The organism is Streptomyces sp. NBC_00726 (genome assembly GCF_045161735.1).
Taxonomy (GTDB): domain Bacteria; phylum Actinomycetota; class Actinomycetes; order Streptomycetales; family Streptomycetaceae; genus Streptomyces.
In genome coordinates this window covers 5239989-5263338 of the sequence record NZ_CP108983.1, presented here as the reverse complement: position 1 = coordinate 5263338, position 23350 = coordinate 5239989, and the positions used below count along the sequence as shown (strand labels likewise).

At 70.1% G+C, this 23350-nt stretch carries 18 protein-coding genes; 3 read left to right on the top strand and 15 right to left on the bottom strand.

Annotated elements, in window-relative coordinates; translation table 11 throughout:
* Window positions 1–112 precede the first annotated feature (112 nt).
* On the top strand, window positions 113–2563 hold the full coding sequence (locus tag OG338_RS23600) for a DNA topoisomerase (ATP-hydrolyzing) subunit A (protein ID WP_405939211.1): 2451 nt from the start codon (window positions 113–115) through the stop codon (window positions 2561–2563).
* Window positions 2564–2592: 29 nt separating this feature from the next.
* On the opposite strand, the gene OG338_RS23595 is transcribed toward OG338_RS23600, so the two are convergent.
* Together OG338_RS23595 and OG338_RS23590 are read right to left on the bottom strand one after the other, a co-directional pair.
* Window positions 2593–3693 (bottom strand): CobW family GTP-binding protein, encoded by a 1101-nt coding sequence (locus tag OG338_RS23595; RefSeq protein ID WP_405939210.1) that lies wholly within the window; start codon window positions 3691–3693, stop codon window positions 2593–2595.
* Window positions 3694–3712: 19 nt separating this feature from the next.
* On the bottom strand, window positions 3713–4873 hold the full coding sequence (locus tag OG338_RS23590) for a citrate synthase/methylcitrate synthase (protein WP_405939209.1): 1161 nt from the start codon (window positions 4871–4873) through the stop codon (window positions 3713–3715).
* Between the two features lie 135 nt (window positions 4874–5008).
* On the opposite strand from OG338_RS23590, the gene OG338_RS23585 reads away from it, so the two are divergent.
* Window positions 5009–6280: a citrate/2-methylcitrate synthase gene (locus tag OG338_RS23585; RefSeq protein ID WP_405939208.1), complete on the top strand. Its 1272-nt coding sequence runs from the start codon at window positions 5009–5011 to the stop codon at window positions 6278–6280.
* Window positions 6281–6320: 40 nt separating this feature from the next.
* Here the strand turns inward: OG338_RS23585 and OG338_RS23580 are convergent, their stop codons facing one another.
* From OG338_RS23580 to OG338_RS23550, 7 genes are all read right to left on the bottom strand, one after another.
* Window positions 6321–7340 carry a LacI family DNA-binding transcriptional regulator gene (locus OG338_RS23580; RefSeq protein WP_405939207.1) on the bottom strand — a complete coding sequence of 340 codons (1020 nt, stop codon included), beginning with the start codon at window positions 7338–7340 and terminating at the stop codon, window positions 6321–6323.
* Window positions 7341–7587: 247 nt separating this feature from the next.
* Window positions 7588–9180, bottom strand: coding sequence for a cation acetate symporter (locus OG338_RS23575; protein ID WP_405939206.1), 1593 nt, complete (start codon window positions 9178–9180; stop codon window positions 7588–7590).
* Entirely contained in the window at window positions 9177–9620 is a 444-nt protein-coding gene (locus tag OG338_RS23570) for a DUF485 domain-containing protein (RefSeq protein ID WP_405940515.1), read from the bottom strand. Before OG338_RS23570 ends, OG338_RS23575 begins: the two co-directional genes overlap by 4 nt.
* Before the next feature lie 131 nt (window positions 9621–9751).
* Window positions 9752–10429 (bottom strand): response regulator, encoded by a 678-nt coding sequence (locus OG338_RS23565; protein ID WP_405939205.1) that lies wholly within the window; start codon window positions 10427–10429, stop codon window positions 9752–9754.
* Window positions 10426–11589: a sensor histidine kinase gene (locus OG338_RS23560; RefSeq protein ID WP_405939204.1), complete on the bottom strand. Its 1164-nt coding sequence runs from the start codon at window positions 11587–11589 to the stop codon at window positions 10426–10428. Before OG338_RS23560 ends, OG338_RS23565 begins: the two co-directional genes overlap by 4 nt.
* Window positions 11586–12104, bottom strand: a complete 519-nt coding sequence (locus tag OG338_RS23555) for a DUF1453 domain-containing protein (protein WP_405940514.1) — start codon at window positions 12102–12104, stop codon at window positions 11586–11588. Before OG338_RS23555 ends, OG338_RS23560 begins: the two co-directional genes overlap by 4 nt.
* A gap of 174 nt (window positions 12105–12278) precedes the next feature.
* On the bottom strand, window positions 12279–14399 hold the full coding sequence (locus OG338_RS23550) for a type IIA DNA topoisomerase subunit B (RefSeq protein WP_405939203.1): 2121 nt from the start codon (window positions 14397–14399) through the stop codon (window positions 12279–12281).
* A gap of 434 nt (window positions 14400–14833) precedes the next feature.
* On the opposite strand from OG338_RS23550, the gene OG338_RS23545 reads away from it, so the two are divergent.
* Window positions 14834–15064, top strand: a complete 231-nt coding sequence (locus tag OG338_RS23545; protein WP_018105354.1) for a hypothetical protein — start codon at window positions 14834–14836, stop codon at window positions 15062–15064.
* A 105-nt stretch (window positions 15065–15169) separates the two neighbouring features.
* On the opposite strand, the gene OG338_RS23540 is transcribed toward OG338_RS23545, so the two are convergent.
* The 6 genes from OG338_RS23540 to OG338_RS23515 form a co-directional block, all read right to left on the bottom strand.
* Complete coding sequence (locus OG338_RS23540) at window positions 15170–16000, bottom strand: S1 family peptidase (RefSeq protein ID WP_405939202.1); 831 nt, start codon at window positions 15998–16000, stop codon at window positions 15170–15172.
* Between the two features lie 164 nt (window positions 16001–16164).
* Window positions 16165–17712, bottom strand: coding sequence for an RNA polymerase sigma factor (locus OG338_RS23535; RefSeq protein WP_405939201.1), 1548 nt, complete (start codon window positions 17710–17712; stop codon window positions 16165–16167).
* Between the two features lie 321 nt (window positions 17713–18033).
* Window positions 18034–18948 carry a FadR/GntR family transcriptional regulator gene (locus tag OG338_RS23530; protein ID WP_405939200.1) on the bottom strand — a complete coding sequence of 305 codons (915 nt, stop codon included), beginning with the start codon at window positions 18946–18948 and terminating at the stop codon, window positions 18034–18036.
* Between the two features lie 136 nt (window positions 18949–19084).
* A complete protein-coding gene (locus OG338_RS23525) occupies window positions 19085–20857 on the bottom strand; it encodes an ATP-binding cassette domain-containing protein (protein WP_405940513.1) in 1773 nt (590 codons plus the stop codon).
* Window positions 20858–21000: 143 nt separating this feature from the next.
* Window positions 21001–21765, bottom strand: coding sequence for an NUDIX hydrolase (locus OG338_RS23520; protein WP_405939199.1), 765 nt, complete (start codon window positions 21763–21765; stop codon window positions 21001–21003).
* 174 nt (window positions 21766–21939) lie between these two features.
* The gene (locus OG338_RS23515) at window positions 21940–23244 is read right to left on the bottom strand and encodes a DUF4192 domain-containing protein (RefSeq protein ID WP_405939198.1); all 1305 of its coding nucleotides are present in this window, start codon (window positions 23242–23244) and stop codon (window positions 21940–21942) included.
* Window positions 23245–23350: the final 106 nt, after the last annotated feature.

Sequence of the window (23350 nt, the reverse complement as noted above, 5' to 3'; positions counted from 1 at the left end):
TGGGACGGGTCGAGGTCGGGGTTGTCAGTGCGGCGGTCCACAATGGACCGCGTCAGAACCTGAGGGAACCTGAGGTTGCCCGCTCGAAATCCGTGAAGGAGTCGCAGCAGCGATGGCCCGCCGCAGCACGAAGACCCCGCCGCCGGTCGACTTCGAGGAGAAGATCCTCGACATCGACGTCGTCGACGAAATGCAGGGCTCCTTCCTTGAGTACGCGTACTCGGTGATCTACTCACGAGCCCTCCCGGACGCCCGTGACGGCATGAAGCCGGTGCACCGCCGCATCGTGTACCAGATGAACGAGATGGGCCTGCGCCCGGACCGCGGTTTCGTGAAGTGCGCCCGGGTCGTCGGCGAGGTCATGGGCAAGCTGCACCCGCACGGCGACGCGTCGATCTACGACGCGCTGGTGCGCATGGCCCAGCCGTTCTCCATGCGTCTCCCCCTGGTCGACGGGCACGGGAACTTCGGCTCCCTGGGCAACGACGACCCGCCGGCCGCCATGCGGTACACCGAGTGCCGGATGGCCGACGCGACCTCGCTGATGACGGAGTCGATCGACGAGGAGACGGTCGCCTTCCAGTCGAACTACGACGGTCAGGAGCAGGAGCCGGTCGTCCTCCCGGCGGCCTACCCCAACCTCCTGGTCAACGGCGCGGCCGGGATCGCGGTCGGCATGGCGACCAACATGCCGCCGCACAACCTGGGCGAGGTCATCGCCGCGGCCCGGCATCTGATCAAGCATCCGGGCGCGGACCTGGAGACGCTGATGCGGTACGTCCCCGGTCCCGACCTGCCGACGGGCGGTCGGATCGTGGGCCTCAGCGGCATCAAGGACGCCTACGCCAGGGGCCGCGGCACGTTCAAGATCCGTGCCACCGCCGCCGTGGAGAACGTCACGCCGCGCCGCAAGGGCCTTGTCGTCACCGAACTTCCCTTCACCGTCGGCCCCGAGAAGGTCATCTCCAAGATCAAGGACCTGGTCTCGGCGAAGAAGCTCCAGGGCATCGCGGACGTCAAGGACCTCACGGACCGCGCGCACGGCCTGCGTCTGGTGATCGAGATCAAGAACGGCTTCGTGCCGGAGGCGGTGCTGGAGCAGCTCTACAAGCTGACGCCGATGGAGGAGTCCTTCGGCATCAACAACGTGGCACTGGTCGACGGCCAGCCGCTCACGCTGGGCCTGAAGGAGCTGCTGGAGGTCTATCTCGACCACCGTTTCGACGTGGTGCGCCGGCGCAGCGAGTTCCGCCGGACCAAGCGTCGCAACCGGCTGCATCTGGTCGAGGGTCTGCTCGTCGCGCTGGTCGACATCGACGAGGTCATCCGGCTGATCCGGTCCAGCGACAATTCGGCGCAGGCGAAGGAGCGGCTCATGGAGCGCTTCTCGCTGAGCGAGATCCAGACGCAGTACATCCTGGACACCCCGCTGCGCCGGCTCACCCGCTTCGACCGGATCGAGCTGGAGAGCGAGCGGGACCGGCTGACCGCCGAGATCGCCGAGCTGACGACGATCCTGGAATCGGACACCGAGCTGCGCAAGCTGGTCTCCGCGGAACTGGCCGCGGTCGCGAAGAAGTTCGGCACGGCCCGGCGCACGGTGCTGCTGGAGTCGGCCGGTTCGCAGGTCGCGTCGGTGCCGCTGGAGGTGGCGGACGACCCGTGCCGGGTGCTGCTGTCTTCGACGGGCCTGCTGGCGCGTACGGCCAACGACGAGCCGATCGTCGTCGCCGAGGGCGCCAAGCGGGCCAAGCACGATGCGATCGTCTCGGCGGTGGCGGCGACGGCTCGCGGTGACGTCGGAGTGGTGACGTCCGGCGGGCGGCTGCTGCGGCTCCCGGTGATCGATCTCCCCCAGCTGCCGGACACCCACGCGGCGCCCAATCTGTCGGGCGGGGCGATGGTTGGGGAGTTCCTGACACTGGAGGCGGACGAGGAGGTCGTCTGCCTCACCACGCTCGACGAGGCTTCACCGGGTCTCGCCATCGGTACGTCGCAGGGCGTCGTCAAGCGCGTGGTGCCGGACTATCCCGCCAACAAGGACGAGCTGGAGGTCATCACCCTCAAGGACGGTGACCGGATCGTCGGTGCGGTGGAGCTGCGGACGGGCGAGGAGGACCTGGTCTTCATCACGTCGGACGCGCAGCTCCTGCGCTACCCGGCCGCGCAGGTGCGCCCGCAGGGGCGGCCGGCCGGCGGTATGGCGGGCGTCAAGCTGGGGGCGGGTGCCAGGGTGCTGTCGTTCGCGGCGGTGGACCCGGCGGCGGACGCCGCGGTGTTCACGGTCGCCGGTTCGAACGGCACGCTGGACGACTCGGTCCTGACCTGCAAGCTCACCCCGTTCGACCAGTATCCGCGCAAGGGCCGGGCGACCGGTGGGGTGCGCTGTCAGCGGTTCCTGAAGGGCGAAGACGTGCTGGTGTTCGCCTGGGCGGGCGCGCTGCCGGCCAGGGCGGCGCAGAAGAACGGCGCTCCGGCGTCGCTGCCCGAGCCCGACCCACGGCGCGACGGTTCGGGGACGCCGCTGGAGAGCCCGGTCGCGGTGATCGCCGGCCCGGCGTAGGCCGTCCGGCCCGGCGCCGGGGCGCGCCCCTACGCGTCGTCGTCGCCGGGCTGTTGTACGTAACGCAGGACGCCCCACATAGCTCGCTCGTGTGCGGCGTCCTGTCGCGTTTCCCCGGCCTGGTCCTCCGTAATCCCGCAGCCCCTCAGTTCTTCGCGCAGGGCCGGTACGTCGATGCCTGAGCCGATCAGGACGAGCTGGGTCCGCTTCGGCTCGCCGCGGGTCCAGGGCCTGGGGGCGAACCGCAGGAACCTGCCTACGGCGTGCACCCCGTAGGCGTTGCCGGGGTCGCCCGCGCCGAAGTCGACGTACCCCTTGATGCGGTACAGCCCCTCGGGCCGTGAGTCGAGGAACCGCATCAGCCTGCGGGGGTCCATCGGCACACTGGAGTCGAAGTCGACACTCTCGTACGCGGTGTGCAGATGGCCCCCGTGCCCGTCACCGTCCTCCGCCGCGCACTCCTCCAGATAGAGGTCCTCGAAGGTGAGCTGACGGGCCTTCTCCTCGCCTTCGGGCCGCAGCGCCGGATCGAAGAGCAGCTCGGGGTCGATGCGCCCGTACGTGGCCGGGATGACGGCGGCCGTGCTTCCGGTCTCCGCGACGGCCTTGCGGACCCGGGCGCACTCCTCGTCCCCGGCCCGGTCAGTCTTGTTGAGCACGACGAGATCGGCCACCGCGAGATGGCGGCCGATCTCCGGATGGCGTTCCCGGGTCGCCTCGAACTCGGCGGCGTCGACCACCTCGACCAGTCCCCCGTACACGATGTGCGGGTTGTCGCTGGCGAGGATCATGCGGACGAGTTCCTGCGGCTCGGCGAGGCCGCTCGCCTCGATGACGATGACGTCGAGCCGGGCGGAGGGCCGGGTCAGGGTCTCCAGATAGGTGTCCAGTTCGCTCGCGTCGACCGCGCAGCACAGGCAGCCGCCGCCCAGCGACACGGTGGACCCGACCTGCCCGGAGACCGTCATGGCGTCGATCTCGATGGCCCCGAAGTCGTTGACGATCACGCCGATCCGGTTGCCCGCGCGGTGCAGCAGGAGGTGGTTGAGCAGCGTCGTCTTGCCGGATCCCAGGAATCCCGCGAGGACGACGACGGGGATACGGGGGCGGTGGGGCGACGACGAGCTCAACGGGTGCCTTCCTGCGGGGTCAGACGGCCGGGACCGGCTGCGGCGGGGGCGGGCCGGCATAGCGGGCCGCCGGGCGGATGATCTTGGAGTCCTCCGCCTGTTCCAGGATATTGGCGCTCCAGCCCACGACCCGCGCCGTGCAGAAGGTGGGTGTGAACATCTCGCGCGGCAGCCCGCACAGCTCCATGACCACTCCGGCGTAGAACTCGACGTTGGTGTGCAGCTCACGTCCCGGCTTGAGCTCGGCGAGGATCGCCTCGACCTGGCGTTCCACCTCGACGGCGAACTCCACGAGCGGGCCGCCGAAGCTCTGGGCGATGGACCGGAGCATGCGCGAGCGGGGGTCCTCGGTGCGGTAGACCGGGTGGCCGAAGCCCATGATGCGGTCGCCGGCGAGGACGCGTTCGCGGATCCAGCCGTCGACGCGGTCGGGGGTGCCGATCGCGTCGAGCGTGTCCAGGGCGCGGCTCGGGGCGCCGCCGTGCAGGGGGCCGGAGAGTGCTCCGACGGCGGCCACCAGGCAGGCGGCGACGTCCGCTCCGGTCGAGGCGACGACCCGTCCGGTGAACGTCGAGGCGTTGAAGCCGTGGTCGATCGTGGAGATCAGATACTGCTCGACGGCCCTGGCCCGGGCGGCATCCGGGACGGCACCGGTGAGCATGTACAGGTAGTTGGCCGCGTGCGGCAGGTCGGCGCGCGGCTCGACGGGTTCGAGGCCCTGGCCGAGGCGGTGCAGGGCGGTCAGCACGGTGGGGACGGCGGCGCAGACGGCCAGGGCGTCGGCCCGGCGCCGGTCCGCGTCGATGTCGTACACCGGCCGGAATCCGGCCGACGCGCCGAGCAGGGAGAGCGCCGTACGCAGCCCGGAGAGCGGGCCGGACACCGCGCTCGCCCGCGCTATGGCGGGCAGCGCCTCGCGTACGGCATCGGGCAGTACGCGCAGGGCGGCGGTGCGGGCGGCGAAGTCGGCGCGGGCTTCCGGGCCGGGCAGCTCGCCCTCGGTCATGAGGTACCAGACGTCCTCGAAGCTCCGGGCCTGCGCCAGCTCGACCGCCGAGTACTGGCGGTAGTGGTAGAAGCCCTCGCGGCCCCGGACGTCGCCGAGCGCCGTATCGGTCACGACGACACCCGCGAGACCTCGGGGGACGTCGAGCGGTGTTCCGCCGGTCATGGTCGTCATTGCTTCCTCCGTGGACAGTCGGGTGACTCCTTGATATTGATTCGACTGTCCATGCATGACCAGATTCCTGTCAATGTTGATTGAATCAATATGAATGCATGGATGCCGAGGGCGGCATATGGATACGGTGGCGACATGACGGAGCGATCAGAGGCGGCCGGGCAGCGGCTCACGACGCGGGAGACGGCCGAGCGCCTGGGGGTGAAGCCCGAGACGGTGTACGCGTATGTGAGCCGGGGGCAGCTGAGCAGCAGCCGCGCGCCGGGCGGTCGCGGCAGTACGTTCGACGCGGCGGAGGTCGACGCGCTGGCCCGGCGTACGGGGCGCAGGGAGCCGGCCTCCGCTTCGGGCGAGCCGGCCGTCCGGACCGGCATCACCCTCATCGCCGACAACCGCTACTACTTCCGGGGCGTGGACGCGACGGAGCTGGCCTCGCGCTATGCGTACGAGGAGGTCGCCGAGTGGCTGTGGACCGGTGAGCTGCGGCCGGGCATCCGCTTCACGGCCCCGGAGCAGGCGGTGGCGGCGGCCCGGCGAGCGGTCGGTGCGCTGCCGGTGCACTGCGGGTCCACGGACCGGCTCCGGGTCGCGGTGGTGGCCGCCGCTGCCGCCGATCCGCTGCGCTTCGACCTGTCGCGCGAGACGGTGCTCGGCGGGGCGCGCAGCCTGATTCCAGCGCTGGTCGCGGCGCTGCCGACGGCGGGTGGCCGCGAGAGCGGCACGGCGGATCCGGACGAACCTGGCGCATCCTCCGGCCTGGCTGCCCAACTGTGGCCGAAACTCACCGCTCGCCGACCCGACGAACCGTCGCTCGCCGTGCTGGACACCGCACTTGCGCTGCTCATCGACCACGATCTGGCCGCTTCGACGCTGGCGGCCCGGGTCGCCGCATCGGCCCGGGCTCATCCGTACGCGGTGGTGTCGGCGGGGCTCGGCGTGCTGGAAGGCCCGTTGCACGGGGCGGCGAGCGGGCTGGCCCACCGCATGCTGGCCGAGGTCCTGGAGCGCGGTGGCGCCGCGCCGGTGGTGGCGGACCATCTGCGGGCGGGGCGCCGGGTGCCGGGGCTCGGGCACCGCTTGTACACGGGCGAGGACCCTCGCGCCCGTACGCTGTTCGGCCTGCTGGAACGCGTCCCGCAAGCCGGACCGGCCCTGGCCGCCGCCCGCGATGTGGTGGCCACCACCGCGCGGGACGTCCCTCTGCACGCCAACGTCGATCTGGCGCTGGCCGTGCTCTCGGCCGCTTCGGGCATGCCCGCGGAGGCGGGCGAGACGGTGTTCGCGATCTCGCGTACGGCGGGCTGGATCGCGCATGCGCTGGAGGAGTACGGGGAACGCCCGCTGCGGATGCGCCCCAGCGGGCACTACACCGGCCCCCGGCCGCCCCAGCCACCCCCGTCCCCGTGAGCACGCAATTGGCAGCTTCAGTGGTGCAAAATCCCGACGATCAGCGGGAAGCCGTGCGCGGGGGCTGGGCCGTGGAACCCCGGACGACCAGCTCCGGTTCGAAAAGAAGCTCGTCGGACGGCACGGCGCGGCCGCCGATCTGCACGGAGAGCAGTTCCACGGCGGCCCGCCCCATCGCCTCGATCGGCTGGCGAACGGTGGTGAGCGGAGGCTCGGTGCAGTTCATGAAGGCCGAGTCGTCGTATCCCACGACGGACACGTCGTCGGGCACCGAAAGGCCCCGCCGCCGCGCCGCGCGCACGGCCCCGAGGGCCAGCGGGTCGCTGGCGCAGAGGAAGCCGGTGACACCCTCGTCCAGCAGGCGCGTGGCGGCGGCCTGCCCGCCCTCCAGCGAGAACATCGCCCGGGTCACCCACTCGTCCGGGATGGTCGTGCCGGATTCCTCCGCTAGCGCCCGGGCGGCGGCCAGCTTGCGCTGCGAGGGCATGTGGTCCGAGGGGCCGAGCACCAGACCGATGCGCTCGTGACCCAGCGACACCAGATGGCGCCACGCCTGCTCGACGGCCACGGAGTCGTCGCAGGAGACGCAGGGGAAGCCGAGATGGGCGATGGCCGCGTTGATCAGGACTACGGGGATCTTGCGGTCGGCCAGCACCTTGTAGTGGTCGTGCGGGGCGTCGGCCTGGGCGTAGAGACCACCGGCGAAGACCACACCCGAGACCTGCTGCTGCAAAAGCAGTTCGACGTAGTCCGCCTCGGAGACGCCCCCCTTGGTCTGGGTGCAGAGGACCGGAGTGAGGCCCTGCTGGGCGAGCGCGCCGCCGACGACCTCGGCGAAGGCGGGGAAGATCGGGTTCTGCAGTTCGGGCAGGACGAGGCCGACCAGGCGGGCCCGTTCACCGCGCAGCTGGGTCGGGCGCTCGTAGCCGAGGACGTCCAGCGCGGAGAGGACGGCCTGCCGCGTGGCGTCGGAAACGCCCGGCTTGCCGTTGAGTACCCGGCTGACCGTGGCCTCGCTGACTCCAACCTTCTGTGCCACCTGAGCAAGTCGTCGCGTCATACACGCAAGATTAGCGCAAGAAACGCAAGCAGATTGCGTGGGGTCGGAATCAGAGACGAATTTCAGCAAGTCCCCCGCGGACCGTCCCTCCGCTCCCCCACCGGCGCCACCGTACCCGCCACCACCCGGCCCAGGCACCCCTCGGGACATGAGTCCCACGTACGTCACCAGGTCCTGAACGGGCTGCCGTTCTGGGGGGAGTGCGTGTTCTGCACGGACGGACTCCGACTGTCGGGGCGGCCGGCGCTCAGACGGCCCCGGCCCCGGTCATCGCGCGCACCTCGATCTCCGCGTGCTTGGCCGCGTCCGGTGGCTCATTCCCGGTAACGGTGCCGATCCAGCCGGCGAGGAAGCCCAGCGGGATGGAGACCAGACCGGGGTTCTCCAGAGGGAAGACCTGGAAGTCGACGCCGGGGAAGAGCGAGCTGGGGCCGCCGGAAACGACCGGGGAGAGCACGACGAGCAGCACGGCGGGGATCAGCCCTCCGTAGACGGACCAGACCGCCCCGCGCGTGGTGAAGTTCTGCCAGAACAGCGAATAGAGCAGGACCGGGAGGTTGGCCGACGCGGCAACGGCGAAGGCGAGCCCCACCAGGAACGCCACGTTGAGATCCTGGGCGAGCAGGCCCAGCCCGATGGCGGCGACACCGATGCCTGCCGCCGCCACCCGGGCGACGGCCACCTCGCTGCGCTGCTTGGCGCCGGGCCGCTTGAGCGAGGCGTAGAGATCGTGGGCGACGGATGCCGACGAAGCGAGGGTGATCCCGGCTACGACGGCCAGGATGGTCGCGAAGGCGACGGCGGCGACCACGGCGAACAGGATCGTCCCGCCGGTGGAGCCCTCGCCCCCGCCCAGCGCCATGGCCAGCAGCGGCACGGCCGTGTTCCCGGCGGCATTCGACTCCCGTACGTCGGCCGAGCCGACCAGCGCGGCGGCCCCGAACCCGAGCACGATGGTCATCAGGTAGAAGCTGCCGATGAGGCCGATGGACCAGACGACGGACCGGCGGGCGGCACGGGCGGTGGGGACGGTGTAGAAGCGGGACAGGATGTGCGGCAGTCCGGCCGTGCCCAGCACCAGAGCGAGGCCGAGGCTGATGAAGTCGATGCGCGCCGTCCAGCTCCCGCCGTACCGCAGTCCGGGCGACAGGAAGTCCTTGCCGTACCCGCTGCGGTCGGCGGCGGAGTCGAGCAGCGCGTTGAAGTTCCCGTGGAAGTGGACCAGCACGAGCACGGTGAGCACCACGGTGCCCGCCATCAGCAGGACGGCCTTGACGATCTGGATCCAGGTGGTGGCGCGCATCCCGCCGAGCGAGACGTACACGACCATGAGCGCCCCGACGCCGACGACGGTCCAGGAGCGGGCGACACCGCTCGTGCCGCCGAGAAGCAGCGCGACGAGGCTCCCGGCACCGACCATCTGCGCCACCAGATAGAGCACGGACACGGTGACGGAGGACGTCCCCGCGGCGATGCGGACCGGGCGCTCCGCCATCCGGGCCGCGACGACATCGGCGAGGGTGAACCGGCCGCAGTTCCGCACGAGTTCGGCGACGAGCAGCAGGACGACGAGCCAGGCGACCAGGAAGCCGACCGAATACAGCATGCCGTCGTAGCCGAACAGGGCGATCAGCCCGGAGATGCCCAGGAAGGAGGCGGCGGACATGTAGTCGCCCGCGATGGCGAAACCGTTCTCCATGGGCGAGAACAGACGGCCGCCCGCGTAGAACTCCTCCGCCGAGCCGTGTCTGTTGCGGCTCACCCACGTGGTGATGCCCAGGGTGACCGCGATGAAGGCGCTGAACAGCAGCAGCGCCAGGGTCTGGTGGTCGCCGCTCAACGCCCCGCCCCCCGTGTCATCTCCTGCGTCTCCCACCGCAGATCGAGCGCGGCCCGGTCCCTGCGCAGCCGCGCGTGCCGCGCGTACGCCCCGGTGAGCAGGAACGTGGTCAGGAACTGGCCGAGTCCCACCACCATCGCCACGTTGACCGCCCCGGCCACCGGCCGCGCCATCAGCCCCGGCGCGGTCACCGCCGTGACGACATAGGCGAGGTACCAGACGAAGAAGGCCGTGGTGGCGGGTACGACGAAACGCCGGTAGCGGCGGCGCACCTCCTGGAACGCCTCGCTGCGCTGCACCTCCAGATAGATGTCGGCCGCGCTGTGGCCACCGCGTGGTGCGGCCGGTCCGGGCACCACGGCGGGCGTGGAGCCGGCCGCGTCGTCCGGCTCGCCCCACCCGGAGGTCAGCGCGTCGTCCCACGGGTCGTCGAGCCGCATCGCCGCGGACTCGCGCCCTGCTTCCTTCTCCACCGAACAACTCCCCTTGTCCACGGACCACTTCGGCCGCATATCCAAGAATGGGCAGATCGGGAAGATCCAGGGCACTTCATTCGCGAGACTTCACCTCTTCAGGTGAAGGATCTCCCGGGAGGGCGCACCATCCCCCGCTGGTACGCATAGCGCACCGCCTGGGCCCGGTCGCGCAGGCCCGCCTTGGCGAAGAGGTTGTTGATGTGGCTCTTCACCGTGGCCTGCGAGATGTGGAGGGCGCGGGCGATGTCCGCGTTGGACATCCCCTCGGCGATCAGGACCAGCACCTCGGCCTCCCGTGGAGTCATCCCGTCCGGCGGCTCCGGCTCACCGCCGCCACCGGTCACGAGGGGCCCGTCGGTCACCTGCTCCAGGAGTCGGCGCTGCACCGTCGGCGAGAGCCCCGCCTCACCCGAGAGGACGGCGTGGACGGCCCTCACGATCTCGTCGCCCCCGGCGTCCTTGGTGAGGTAGCCCCGCGCCCCCGCCCGGAGCGCGGGGAACAGGGAGTCGTCGTCCGCGAAGGTCGTGAGCACCACGACCTGCGTGCCGGGGAACTCCTCACGGATGCGCCGGGTCGCCTCCACCCCGTCGCAGCGGGGCATCCGCAGGTCCATCAGCACCACGTCCGGCGCATGCTCGGCCACCTGCGCGACCGCTTCCTCCCCGTCCTTCGCCGATCCGACGACCTCGATGCCGGGCAGCAGGCCGAGCAGCATAACGATGCCTTCCCGTACCACCGCCTGGTCGTCGGCCACCACCACCCGCGCCGTCACGCGGGCACCCGCAGACTCACCACGAACCCCTCCTTGCCCGGGCCTGCCTCCAGCGTGCCGCCCAGCAGCTCGGCCCGCTCCCGCATCCCGAGCAGACCGTATCCGGAACCGCTGACAGCCAGGTCCCCTTCCGGACTCCGCCCTCCCGAGTCCTTGACCTCCAGCACGACGAAGTCGGGCTGGTACTCCAGCCGGAGCTGCACCCTGGCTCCGGGCGCGTGCTTGCGCACGTTGGTCAGGGCCTCCTGGGCCACTCGCCGGACCGCCTGCGACGCCTGGGCGGTCAGGGTGCGCCGCGCACCCTCGACCCTGACCTCGGCCGGCTCAGCCGTCACCAGCTGCCTCAGGAAGTCCTCCACCGGCGCCACCTCACCCCGTAGCGCGGAGAGCGCCTGGCGGGTCTCGGACAGGCCCTCCCTGGCCATCGACCGGGCCGCGACCACCCGTTGCAGAACCTGATCCCGGAACTCCCCCTCGGGCTCCCTCTCGATCAGCAGGCGTGCGGCCTCCAGGTGCACCAGCTGCGCGGAGAGGCTGTGGGCCAGCACGTCGTGGATCTCCCGGGCGATCCTGGAACGCTCATCCAGCGCGGCCCGCTCCGCCTCCGCGACCAGGGCCGCCCGTTCCTGGGCGAGCAGCCGTTGCGCACTGCCCCGGGCCTCTGCGTCCAGCCGGAGCACATACCCGGCGAGGCAGAGCCCCACCGTGGTCGCCGCGGTGGTCAGCCAGTCGTCGGTGTCGACCACCACGTAGGCGCCGAGGGCCACCGCTGTGGCCGGCGCTCCCGCCACCAGCGGCAGCCGTTCCAGGGCGGCGACGGCGCAGGCGCACCAGAGCACCGTCGCGGGTACGGTCGCCCCCGCCTGCCCCGCCCCGAATCCGGCCAGCATGAGCATCCCGAGCAGACCGAGCGACGGCCACAGGCGGTTGTCGAGAGTTGTCCGGAAGAAGGCGACGGCGAGCAGTGCGCAGACGAGCACCCCGATCAGCCCGACGACGATCTCCCAGGGCCCGAACTGCCCGTTGGTGAAGGTCCCCCACAGCATCAGCGTGAGCAGGCCGGCCCGCACCGACCAGGCGAACACTCTGCGGGGGCGACTAGGGGTGTCCCGGGCGAGTGCTTCCCTCGACGGCCAGCTCGTCCAGGCATCGGGTGTCACACGCGGTCCTTCCACTCCTGCCGCACCGCGGCGCCGACGACGGGCCCGCCCTGCGGTCCGGATATCGCTGCGGCCCGGCGTGCCAGCAGCCCGCCCCGTATCAGCAGAGTCGCCGCGAGACCCGCCATCAGGGCGGGGCTGCCCTGATGGACGCCCAGCACCACCGCGACGCCGTACAGAGCCGCCCGCAGGGCCAGTCCGCCGGCCCAGACCAGGGCGGTGGCCCGGGTCCCCTTGCTCCACAGGGAGCCGTCCTCAGCACGCCAGACGCGGGATGTCCACGCCCATCCGGCACCCATGACCAGCCCGACGACGAGTTCGGCGCCCAGGACGACGGCCGAGGCTATCCGATGGTGCGGATCCACGAGTCCCGGCTCCCTCAGGGCCATGAAGCACAGAACACCGGGCAGCACCCACCAGCGCCGGCCGCCGGAGATCCGTTGCGCCGAGCACTGACGGACCACGACGAGGGCGATGACCGCGATGATCACCAGGACATTGACGAGCCCGGACATGGGCGCCTCCGAGATGCGCGAGAAGTTCTGCATCTCCGAAGCTACGGAAGGACCCGGCCCAGCAGATCGGCTCCCGGGTGGATCATGGGTGGAGATGTCGTCTCCACCCACGGGTGGAGACGACATCGGAATCCGGGCCCGCGCCGAACACCGGCCGGGCCCTGAAGCGGTGGCTCAGACGTCGATGCGCGAGCGGTCCAGCGTCGCCGCCGAGCTGGTGATGAACTCCTTGCGCGGCGCCACTTCGTTGCCCATCAGCAGGTCGAAGACCTTCTCGCTGGACTCCAGGTCACCGATGTTGATCCGCCGCAGCGTGCGGTGGCGGGGGTCCATCGTCGTCTCCGCCAGCTGGTCGGCGTCCATCTCACCCAGCCCCTTGTAGCGCTGGATCGAGTCCTTGTAGCGGATGTTCTTGCGCTGGAGCTCCATGAGCCGCTGGCGCAGTTCGTTGTCCGAGTAGGTGTAGATGTACTTGTCCTGGCCCTTCTTGGGCTGGACCAGCTCGATCCGGTGAAGCGGTGGCACGGCGGCGAAGACCCGGCCCGCCTCGACCATCGGCCGCATATACCGCTGGAAGAGCGTCAGCAGCAGGATCCGGATGTGGGCGCCGTCGACATCGGCGTCGACCAGCAGAACGATCTTGCCGTACCGGGCGGCGTCGATGTCAAAGGTGCGCCCGGAGCCGGCTCCTATGACCTGGATGATCGCACCGCACTCGGCGTTCTTCAGCATGTCGGAAACCGACGCCTTCTGAACGTTGAGGATCTTGCCGCGAATCGGCAGGAGCGCCTGGAACTCACTGTTCCGGGCGAGCTTCGCCGTACCGAGCGCGGAGTCCCCCTCCACGATGAACAGCTCGCTGCGCTCCACGTCGTCGCTGCGGCAGTCGGCGAGCTTCGCCGGCAGGGAGGACGATTCCAGCGCCGTCTTGCGGCGCTGCGCCTCCTTGTGCTGGCGGGCCGCGATCCGGGTGCGAGCGGCCGCCACCGCCTTGTCGAGGACGGCCCTGGCCTGAGCCTTCGCGTCCCGCTTGGTGGAGGTCAGGAACGCCTTGAGCTCCTTGGCCACCACGTTGGCGACGATCCGGTTGGCCGCCGAGGTGCCGAGCACCTCCTTCGTCTGGCCCTCGAACTGCGGCTCCGCCAGGCGTACGGTCACGACCGCGGTAAGGCCCTCAAGGGCATCGTCCTTGACGATGTCGTCCTCCGCCACGCGCAGCAGCTTCGCGGAGCGCAGCACCTCGTTGACCGTCTTGGTCACGGAGCGCTCGAACCCGGTCACGTGGGTGCCGCCCTTGGGGGTGGCGATGATGTTGACGAACGACTTCACGTTGGTCTCGTACCCGGTACCCCAGCGCAGCGCGATGTCCACGCCCAGTTCCCGGGTGACCTCGGTGGGCGTCATGTGTCCGCGGTCGTCCAGGACCGGGACGGTCTCCTTGAACGTGCCCTGCCCGGTCAGGCGCAGGACGTCGCAGACGGCCTTGTCCTGGGCCAGGTACTCGCAGAACTCGCTGATGCCTCCGTCGAAGCGGAAGGTCTCCTCCGTCTTGCCCGCTCCGTCCAGGCCACGCTCGTCGCGCACGACGATGGTCAGGCCGGGGACGAGGAAGGCCGTCTGGCGGGCCCGCTGGTGAAGCGTCTCCAGGTTGAGCTTGGCGTCCTTGAGAAAGATCTGCCGGTCGGCCCAGTACCGCACCCGCGTGCCGGTGCGCGTCTTCGGGACGCGCTTGCCCTTGCGCAGCCCATTGGCCGGGTCGAACGGGCTGTCCGGACCCTGCTCGGTGAAGATCCCCGGGACACCGCGCCGGAAGCTGATCGAGTGGGTCGCGCTGTTGCGGTCGACCTCGACGTCGAGCCTGGCAGAGAGGGCGTTCACGACGGAGGCGCCCACACCGTGCAGACCGCCGGATGCGGCGTAGGAGCCGCCACCGAACTTGCCTCCGGCGTGCAGCTTGGTCATGACGACCTCGACGCCGGAAAGACCCGTCTTGGGCTCGACGTCGATAGGAATGCCCCGGCCGTTGTCCCGGACCTCGACGGAGTTGTCGTCGTGGAGTACGACCTCGATGTGATCGCAGTAGCCGCCGAGGGCTTCGTCGACGGAGTTGTCGATGATCTCCCAGAGGCAGTGCATCAGACCGCGGCTGTCGGTGGACCCGATGTACATACCCGGGCGCTTGCGAACCGCTTCGAGCCCCTCGAGTACGAGCAGGTGCCGCGCGGTGTAGTTGGAGCCGTCTCGGTCTGCTCCGGTCAGCAGCGCAGTGGACGGCACGGACGTATCGGCGGTCACGCGGTTCGCTCCTCGCTGAATTTCATTTGGGGCCCTGTGGGTCACGGGCTCGGCTTCGGTGCCGCTGTGAGGGTACCGATGCCTGGTAGAGCGGGTGAAACGCCACCCTAGAAGAACCTCACCCTAAACCAGGCTCGCATACATGTTCGATCCCCTCGCAGGGGTGACGTGCACATCACGTTCCCTTCCAGGCATGAACCATTTAGGCTCCGGGCACGTCCTCATGAACAACCGGCAAGCCAGCCGGCCCGGACTGACCAAGCCAAGCAACGCGAAACCCGTAGCGCCACGCAATACGGCACATTCGCCGCGAACCGGCAACAGACAGCCATCCCGAGAAGAAGTTTCGAAGAAAAGCCACGAGCGGGAACGTTTTCGGCCTGGTTGGATGTTGACCCTGGTACGACAGCTCGTCGAGCTAGAGAAGAGGCGACGTGACTACTGTTCTGACCCCCGCGAGCCCGCTGACCGCAGCAGACCGCTGTGACCGTTGCGGCGCCCAGGCATACCTGCGCGTCGTACTCATCAGTGGCGGTGAACTGCTCTTCTGCGCCCACCACGGTCGCAAGTTCGAGCCGGAACTCAAGAAGATCGCCGCGGAAATACAGGATGAGACGGACCGGCTGACGGCCGTGCAGGCCCAAGCCGCCGAAGAGGAACACTGACACCTCTGCATCCACGACGAGCCAGGGGCCGGTCCCGGACCGGCCGACGGGCGGCCTCCCCGTGAGGGAAGCCGCCCGTTCTCGTACCTGCGGGAGCCCGCGCCGTCAGCCGGCGTTCGCCATCCAGCCGATGGCGGCGGAGATCCGCGTATAGACACCGGGGCTCCCGGCACGCCCGCAGCCGTTCCCCCACGACACCAGCCCCACAAGCTTCCCCTGCGCCACCAGAGGCCCTCCGCTGTCTCCCTGGCAGGCGTCGTACCCGCCCTCCGGTTCGCCCGCGCAGAGCATCGATGAGGCGTCGTACGTGCCGGTGCTGCCGCCCGGGTACGCCCGCTCGCACGAGCTGTCGGGCAGGACATCCACCTGTGCGGACCTGAGTGACGACGCGTAGTCGCCGTATCCGGTGGTGTCACCCCATCCGTAGACGACGGCGGGGGTCCCCGCCTTGTACGCCGAGTCACCGGCCTCGGCCAGGGGAATCGCGTCCCCCTGGGGCAGCGCCTCGGAAAGGGTCAGTACGGCGACGTCCCCGCTGTTGGTGGTGGCGTCGAACCCGGGGTTGACCCACGTCCCGCTCACCGGGATCTCCTTGCCGCCCGTGCCGTTCAGCTCGTCCCGGCCGGAGATGATCCGCAGATCGCTCACCTGGTCCACCTCCGTGCCCAGCGCCTCCCGGCTCAGGCAGTGGGCCGCGGTGAGCACCTTCTTCGGCTCCACCACGACACCGCCGCAGAACTGACCGGCCCGGGTACCCCCGAACCGGTCACGGCTGGACAGCGCCACCACCCAGGGGCTGTCCGCCACGTGGGCCGGCCGGCCTCCGATGATGATGCTGTCGGCGGCCGCCGGGGCGGGGGAAGCGAGCGGTATCACGGCCGTTGTGGCGGCAAGGGCGAGCGCCCCGGTCAAGGTGCGGACGACAGTGCGGGACATGCGTACTCCTGACTCTGTGATGGACCATGCCTACCCAGAGTCATTCCACCAACACTGATGCGCACTTTCGCCTTGCGCCGCACGTGAAGATCGGGACACGACACGGCGAGGGCCCGGATCCCCATGGAATCCGGGCCCTCACTCCGACCTGACGCCGTTGCGGCCTAGTCCAGGTAGTCGCGCAGGACCTGAGAGCGCGACGGGTGGCGCAGCTTCGACATGGTCTTGGACTCGATCTGACGGATGCGCTCGCGCGTCACGCCGTAGACCTTGCCGATCTCGTCCAGCGTCTTCGGCTGTCCGTCGGTGAGGCCGAAGCGCATGGAGACCACGCCCGCCTCACGCTCGGACAGCGTGTCCAGCACCGAGTGGAGCTGTTCCTGGAGGAGTGTGAAGCTCACCGCGTCGGCCGGGACGACCGCCTCGGAGTCCTCGATCAGGTCACCGAACTCGCTGTCCCCGTCCTCACCCAGCGGGGTGTGGAGGGAGATCGGCTCACGGCCGTACTTCTGGACCTCGATGACCTTCTCGGGGGTCATGTCGAGTTCCTTGGCCAGCTCCTCCGGGGTGGGCTCGCGGCCCAGGTCCTGAAGCATCTGGCGCTGGACACGGGCGAGCTTGTTGATGACCTCGACCATGTGCACCGGGATACGGATGGTGCGTGCCTGGTCGGCCATGGCGCGGGTGATCGCCTGACGAATCCACCAGGTGGCGTACGTGGAGAACTTGTAGCCCTTGGTGTAGTCGAACTTCTCCACCGCGCGGATCAGGCCGAGGTTGCCCTCCTGGATCAGGTCCAGGAAGAGCATGCCGCGGCCGGTGTAGCGCTTGGCCAGCGACACCACGAGGCGGAGGTTGGCCTCCAGCAGGTGGTTCTTGGCGCGACGGCCGTCCTCGGCGATGATCTCCAGCTCGCGCTTGAGCTTGGGGGCGAGCTTGTCGGAGTTCGCCAGCTTGTCCTCGGCGAACAGACCCGCCTCGATGCGCTTGGCGAGCTCGACTTCCTGCTCTGCGTTGAGGAGCGGGACCTTACCGATCTGCTTGAGGTAGTCCTTGACCGGGTCGGCGGTGGCACCGGCGACGGCGACCTGCTGCGCGGGCGCGTCGTCCTCGTCGTCGTCGGAGAGGACGAAGCCCTTGTTCTCGCCCTCGCCCTCCTCTTCCTCGCCCTTGCCGGCCTTGACCTCCTCGACGACGTCGTCGCCGTCGAGAATCTCCTCGTCCTGCTTGCCGGCCTTCTTGGAGGCCGTCTTCTTGGCCGCCGTCTTCTTCACGGCGGTCTTCTTGGCTGCCGTCTTCTTGGCTGCGGCCTTCTTCGCGGGCGCGGCCGCAGGGGTCTCCTCGGCCGCCGGGCTCGCGGGCTCGGCGGCCGGTGCGGCGGGCGCCGCCACGGTCCGCGTCACCGTCGTCTTGGCCGCGACGGTCTTGGTGGCGGTGCGCTTGGCCGGGCTCTTCGCTGCAACGCTCTTGCGGGCGCGCTTCGACGGCTCCGCGGCACTGACCATCAGCGTCACACCCTCTTCCTCGAGGATCTGGTTGAGGCTGCGCAGAACGTTCTTCCACTGGGTTGGCGGAATCTGGTCAGCCTCGAAGGCCCGACGCACGTCATCGCCGGCGATCTGCCCATCAGCCTTTCCCCGCTCAATGAGCGCCATCACAGATTCGGACTCGGCGATCTCCGGCGGGAGCGTACGGGATGTGCTGGCCGACACGAACAACCTCTCGGAACGATGGAAACGGCTTCCGGCCCGGCCCGAAGAGGGCTGGAACCGACGACCGACGGGCGGGGAATGCACCGACGGCGCGGGCTTGGCCTCAGAACTGCACAGCGCCCTGAACGGCTGCTGTATTCCTTCTGCGACGGTCACCTCTTAAGTCATCGCGCTGTTTCAAGGAGTGTTACGGCCGTTCCGCGTGGCCCGAGTCACACCTCATTTGCGATGAACACGACCAAGGCGACATCTCTTCGCCCTGCGCCGCCGGACCGCCGAGGTCCGACGGCACGTGGCACGTACACCCTGACCGCGCCCCGGTCAGTGCTGCTCGCGCGGCGCCGGCACCACGCGTTCCGTCTCGTGGTGCCCGACCAGCAACTGGCGCATGGCCGACTCGGCGCCCGCCGAGTCACCGGACGCGAGGGCGTCCACGATGCGCGCGTGCAGGGCGAGCGATGCCTCACTGGGCCGGTCACATGCGGTGGCCGGGCCGCCGGACACCTGCAACGCCGCGGACACGATCCCGGAAAGGTGCTCCAGCATGCGGTTGCCGGCGGCCTGAATGAGCAGAGAGTGGAACTCCGCATCGGCACGGGCGCACGTGATCATGTCACCCTGGCCGAGCGCGTGCCCCATGATCTCGACCATGTCGACAAGACGCTGCTGAAGATCCTCGCGCCCATGGCCTGCGGCAAGGCGGGCGGCAAGCGGCTCGATCGTCCACCTGAGATCGCCCAGCTCACGGCGCTGGTCATCACGCTGCGGGCCGAAGGCGCGCCATTCGATGATGTCGGGATCGAGCAGATTCCAGTCACTGACCGGCCGCACCCGGGTACCGACATTGGGGCGGGCGCTGACCAGCCCTTTCGCCTCCAGCACGCGCAGTGATTCCCGCACGACAGTCCTGGAAACCTCGAAACGCTGGCCGATCTCCTCGGGCACCAAGGGGCGGTCCGCGCCGAGGTCGCCGGAGACGATCATCTGCCCCAGCTGCTGAACAAGTTGGCCGTGGAGCCCGCGGCCGCGGCTGGCCGAGCCTCGTCGGCCCACCCGGCCGAGTTCGGCTTCGGCGCCGTCCCAGGAGCGCGCGGCGGCACGCTCGCCGGCCGGCGCATCCGCGTACGAGTAACGGTCGAGTTCACCCGGGCCGGCGAGGCCGGAATCGGCGGAGCGGGCGGTGGTCATCATGGTGTGCGCAAGGGTACTCACGCATCCTTTGTCGGCGGGTCTCATCCACCCCTTGAGGTCTTTGCTGAAAAGCACACGAAAGGGTGATCGGCACCGGCCCCTCAATTGACGCCTTACTGGTATAAACCGGACGTTTCACAGTAGGGGTTACGGAGAGGTTGCCGCCCGCCCTGCCGCGCGCTCACCACCGCACCCTCCCGCGAAGGCCGGCGAGAAGAAACGCGCAGGTCAAAGCGGACAGGGACAGCGCCAGGGCCGCCCCCACGGGATGCGCCACGATTCGCGCACCGGCCAACATCCACCGGTCCACCCCTCCCGGCCACTGGAGCCAGGCCAGGTCCCGCAGCCGGCCCGGAAGCCCAGCCATCGAACGCGTGCTCGCCACTTTCGGCATTCGCTCGACAAGCGGCACCATCACCACGGGTACGGCGAGCACGGCGGCGATGCCCGCGGTCGTCACCCGGAAGACGCCGGCGGCCAGCAGCCCGGCCCAGGCGCAACCGACGGTCAGAGCGGACCAGCTCACCGCCAGCGACACCACGTTCGAGGGGACATCGAGCAGGCTCCCGCCGTACACGACGCGCAGGGTCGCAGCCGAGCCCAGCACGACGAACAGCGCCAGCAGGAGGGCGACTCCCCCGGACACCGCCAGCTTGGCGAGGAGCAGCCCGAGTCTGCGGGGCACACTCCCCCGCCCCGCGGCGAGCGCTGGATAGCGGAACTCGTCGCCGAAGGAGAGCGCCCCGAGAAGGCCGGCCCCGAGTGCGGCGGGCGGAAGCGGCAGCAGCGAAGGCCAGGCGGCGATCACATGGACGAGCGGGGTGCGGCCGTCACGGGCCAGCAGCACGGAGAGGCCAACGGAAACGGCCAGAACGACGGCCAGGATCACAGTTGTCGTCCGCACACCGAACAGGCGGCGTAGTTCGTACCGCACCGGCCGCAACGGACCTCGGGCCGGACGCCGCCTGATCGGCGGCGGAAGCTCGCCCCGCGCGACGGCGAGTGGGGGGCGGGAGGATGCGCCGGGGTGGTCATCGGCGGTGCGATGGCCGGCCGGGGCCGCAGCCGCGCCCACGGGACGTGCGTCGCCCACTTCGTCGGCGAGCTGGTGAACGGGAAGCCCGTGCCGGAACGCGGCGTCGCCCACTTCCGCGCAGCTGCTGCCGTACACGGAGAGCCGATTGCCGGCCGCCTCGGCGACGACCTCCACGGATCGCCGGGCAGCACGCGCTTCCCGGCTGACGATCACGGCAAGGCGGGCGGCCTGCGGGGAGCGGACCGCCACACGAGGCCGCAGGCGGGTACGGGAAAAGGCCGCCCCATCCTGGTCGGCGACCATGCGCCCACCGTCGAGGGTGACCACATGACCCGCCGAGCGGGCAGCCTCCTTGGGATCCCTGGTCGCGAACAGGACGGTTCCACCGCGCTCGGCATGGGAGCACAGCATCCCGTGCACCCAGTCGGCCTCCCTCGGCGCCAGACCCTCCGCCGGATCGTCCAGAAGGAGCGTATGCGGGTCCCCGAGCAACGCGCAGGCGAGCGCCAGCCGGCGGTCCATGCCGAGGGAGAGCGTGGCGATGCGCTGATCCCGCAGACCGGCAAGGCCCACCGCGTCGAGCAGTTCGTCGGCCCTGGATACGGGTACGCCCGCCGCGGTGCAGAGCATGCGGAGTTGCCCGCGAACGGTGCGGGCGGGGTGCCCCGGCACATCACCCAGCACCACTCCCACCTCACCGACCGGGTTCGGGACGCGGTGCAGCGGCCGGCCTCGGAAGTAGGTCACCCCCCGGCCCTGCTCCAGTTCGAGCATCAACCGCAGGGCCGCGGTCTTCCCGGAACCCGGCGCCCCCAGCAGTGCGGTGACGCATCCCGGCTCCGCGTCGAAGGTGAGGTCGTCCACGGCGGGGGCTTGTCCACGGGAGGGGGTGCTGGTGAGTCCGACGGCCTGGAGCATCGCTTCTCTCGCAGGAACAGGGACGGCGAAGGCGGAGCCGCCCGCGGCGAGTGAGTACCGCAGCACGATAACCCGACATATTGAACTTTTTACGCAAGGTGGAGCGCGCGGCGTCCCATGTCTCCACCCAGGGCTGGGAGTGCCTAGACCTCGGGCCTCAGCATCGGCGGGTTGAGCACGGTCGCTGTGCCTGACCGGAACAGCTGGGCCGGACGGCCCCCCTGCCGCGTTGTCGTGCCCCCGGTCGGCACCAGGAAGCCTGGCGTACCCGTCACCTTGCGGTGGAAGTTCCTCGGATCCAGCACCACGCCCCACACCGCCTCGTACACCCGGCGCAGCTCTCCGACCGTGAAGGCGGGTGGGCAGAAGGCCGTGGCCAGCGAGGAGTACTCGATCTTGGACCGGGCCCGCTCGACCCCGTCGGCGAGGATCTTCGCGTGGTCGAAGGCCAACGGCGCCTGGTGCTCGCCATCCGGCGCGTAGCCGCCCTCAGGTCCGAGCAGGTCCTCGACGGGCGCCCATCGCGCGCTGTTCGCGTCGCCTCCCGCTCTGGGAGCGGGCAGATCGGGGGCCAGTGCGAGATGGGCGACGCTGACAACCCTCATCCTCGGGTCCCGGGCCGGATCCCCGTACGTGGCGAGCTGTTCCAGGTGGGCACCGTTGCCTACGGCCGGGGCGACCGGATCCTGTGCGCACAGGCCGGTCTCCTCGGCAAGCTCACGTGCCGCCGCGGCGCCCAGATCCTCATCCGCCCTGACGAAACCGCCCGGCAGTGCCCATCTGCCCTGGAACGGGGTCTCGCCCCGACGTACCACCAGCGCGCAGAGGGCGTGCCGACGCACCGTGAGCACCACCAGGTCGACGGTGACGGCGAACGGTGGAAAAGTCGACGGGTCGTAGGGCGGCATGCCGCGATCATAGTCGTCTTCCTGACGATAAACACTCCCTTCCCGGTGACTCTTCGCCAGCCCCCGGAGCCCGCTCCCGGGCCTCCGGAAAAGCGCGGGCCGGGCATCCCCGTGTCGGCGCGAGGCATACAGCCGGCCCCGCGTGCGGCGCCGGAACCCGGCGCCGCACTGGTCTCAACGGCCGGTCCTGGTCCCGCGACGTCCTTGCACCCCTGGCCGGGCGGACCGCCGCCTGTCCGCCGCGCCCGGGCCGGGCCGAGTGGAACCAGGGCGCGTCCTGGCGCGCCCGGCAGGCTTCACCCGTGCAGGACGGGCCCCCGCGACCCGTTCCGCACGCCGGCCGTGCCGGGCTGCCCGCTCGCTGCGCTCGCCCCGCAGACAGCGCCGCAGCGTTTCCGGGTCGAGGCCCTGATTGCACGCCTCATGCAGCAGTTGCGCGAAGGTGTAATGCGGGTCGAGGCGCAGGGCGAGCCCCAGCGCGACGCGCGCCGCCGGTTCGTCGCCGGTCGACCAGGAGACCCAGCCCGCCAGGGTGAGCGGAGCTGCGGCGTGCTCTTCATACGGGGCGACGCAGCGGCGGGCCAGCGCTCGCCAGAGCCTCAAGGCCGCATACGCCTTCGGCCCTTCCATCCACTCGGCCGCCCGGTCGCGGATCTCCCTGTCCTGGAGGCCGAGAATCATCGACGCGGCCTCCTCGTCGCTGATCAGTCCGTCGTCGTTGATGTCCGCGAGGGATGGCGTCGTCGCGGGCGCCTTCCCGAGGCGGTCCAGCAGGCGGCCGGCGAGCTTCAGTGTTTCAGCGCCGAGCTCCTGGCGGCGTTCCCGGTCGAGCAGCAACGGCACCATCGCGCTGCCCGCCGCGTCCAGGGCGCGCAGTTGGGCGGTGGCCGATGTGCGAGTGTGCGGGGTGAGCCTCGCCTCCATCTCGCGCAGCGATCCCCGCACCTGAATGCCGGCGTAGGTGGCCGCCGCCGCCATCACCGAGGTGCCGGGCATGGCCAGCAGGTTCCCTTCTGCCGGGCAGCAGCGGGCATCGGGGCAGACATAGGACCAGAAGCGGTTGCCCGAGATGCACAGCACTTCGAGGACGGGCACGTCCAGCGCTCCGCACGCCGTACGCAGCCGCTGGGCGAACGGCCGCAGGCGCTCCATGGTCTGATTGCCCGTCTCGCCGTCCACCGGGTCCTGACAGAGGAAGACGACGATGGCGTCGGGCCGGGCGTCACGCCGCTCACTTCCCTTGATCAGGCACTCGGCGAGCTGATCGGCGACCGTCGGCCATTCCGACGGGGAATGCGGAATACCGAGCCTGAGCCTGGATCCGAACCGGCCACGGCCACCGTGCAGGCCGACCATGACCACGCTGTCGCTCGGATGGAAGCCCATGAGATAGGGGAGAGCATCGGCCAGCTCGGCCGGGCCTCGCAGGGTGATCTGCTGTTCCTCGGAGGGACCGATTGATTCGGGGTGCTTGTTCATGGCCAGACCGTCTCGCGACCCGCACATTTCCGCTACCCCCTGTGGATAACTTATCCACAGAGGGTAATCGGCTGTTCGCGGTTGTCGGAGTCATCGGGTTGCATGG

Excerpts from the sequence above, each read along its gene's own strand:
- OG338_RS23585 (WP_405939208.1), top strand. The coding sequence starts at position 5,009 with ATGACGGAGCGATCAGAGGCGGCCGGGCAGCGGCTCACGACGCGGGAG.
- OG338_RS23540 (WP_405939202.1), bottom strand. The coding sequence starts at position 16,000 with ATGTCCCGCACTGTCGTCCGCACCTTGACCGGGGCGCTCGCCCTTGCC.
- OG338_RS23600 (WP_405939211.1), top strand. The coding sequence starts at position 113 with ATGGCCCGCCGCAGCACGAAGACCCCGCCGCCGGTCGACTTCGAGGAG.
- OG338_RS23590 (WP_405939209.1), bottom strand. The coding sequence starts at position 4,873 with ATGACGACCATGACCGGCGGAACACCGCTCGACGTCCCCCGAGGTCTC.
- OG338_RS23530 (WP_405939200.1), bottom strand. The coding sequence starts at position 18,948 with ATGAGACCCGCCGACAAAGGATGCGTGAGTACCCTTGCGCACACCATG.
- OG338_RS23525 (WP_405940513.1), bottom strand. The coding sequence starts at position 20,857 with ATGCTCCAGGCCGTCGGACTCACCAGCACCCCCTCCCGTGGACAAGCC.
- OG338_RS23520 (WP_405939199.1), bottom strand. The coding sequence starts at position 21,765 with ATGCCGCCCTACGACCCGTCGACTTTTCCACCGTTCGCCGTCACCGTC.
- OG338_RS23580 (WP_405939207.1), bottom strand. The coding sequence starts at position 7,340 with ATGACGCGACGACTTGCTCAGGTGGCACAGAAGGTTGGAGTCAGCGAG.
- OG338_RS23555 (WP_405940514.1), bottom strand. The coding sequence starts at position 12,104 with ATGTCCGGGCTCGTCAATGTCCTGGTGATCATCGCGGTCATCGCCCTC.
- OG338_RS23515 (WP_405939198.1), bottom strand. The coding sequence starts at position 23,244 with ATGAACAAGCACCCCGAATCAATCGGTCCCTCCGAGGAACAGCAGATC.
- OG338_RS23570 (WP_405940515.1), bottom strand. The coding sequence starts at position 9,620 with ATGCGGCTCGACGACCCGTGGGACGACGCGCTGACCTCCGGGTGGGGC.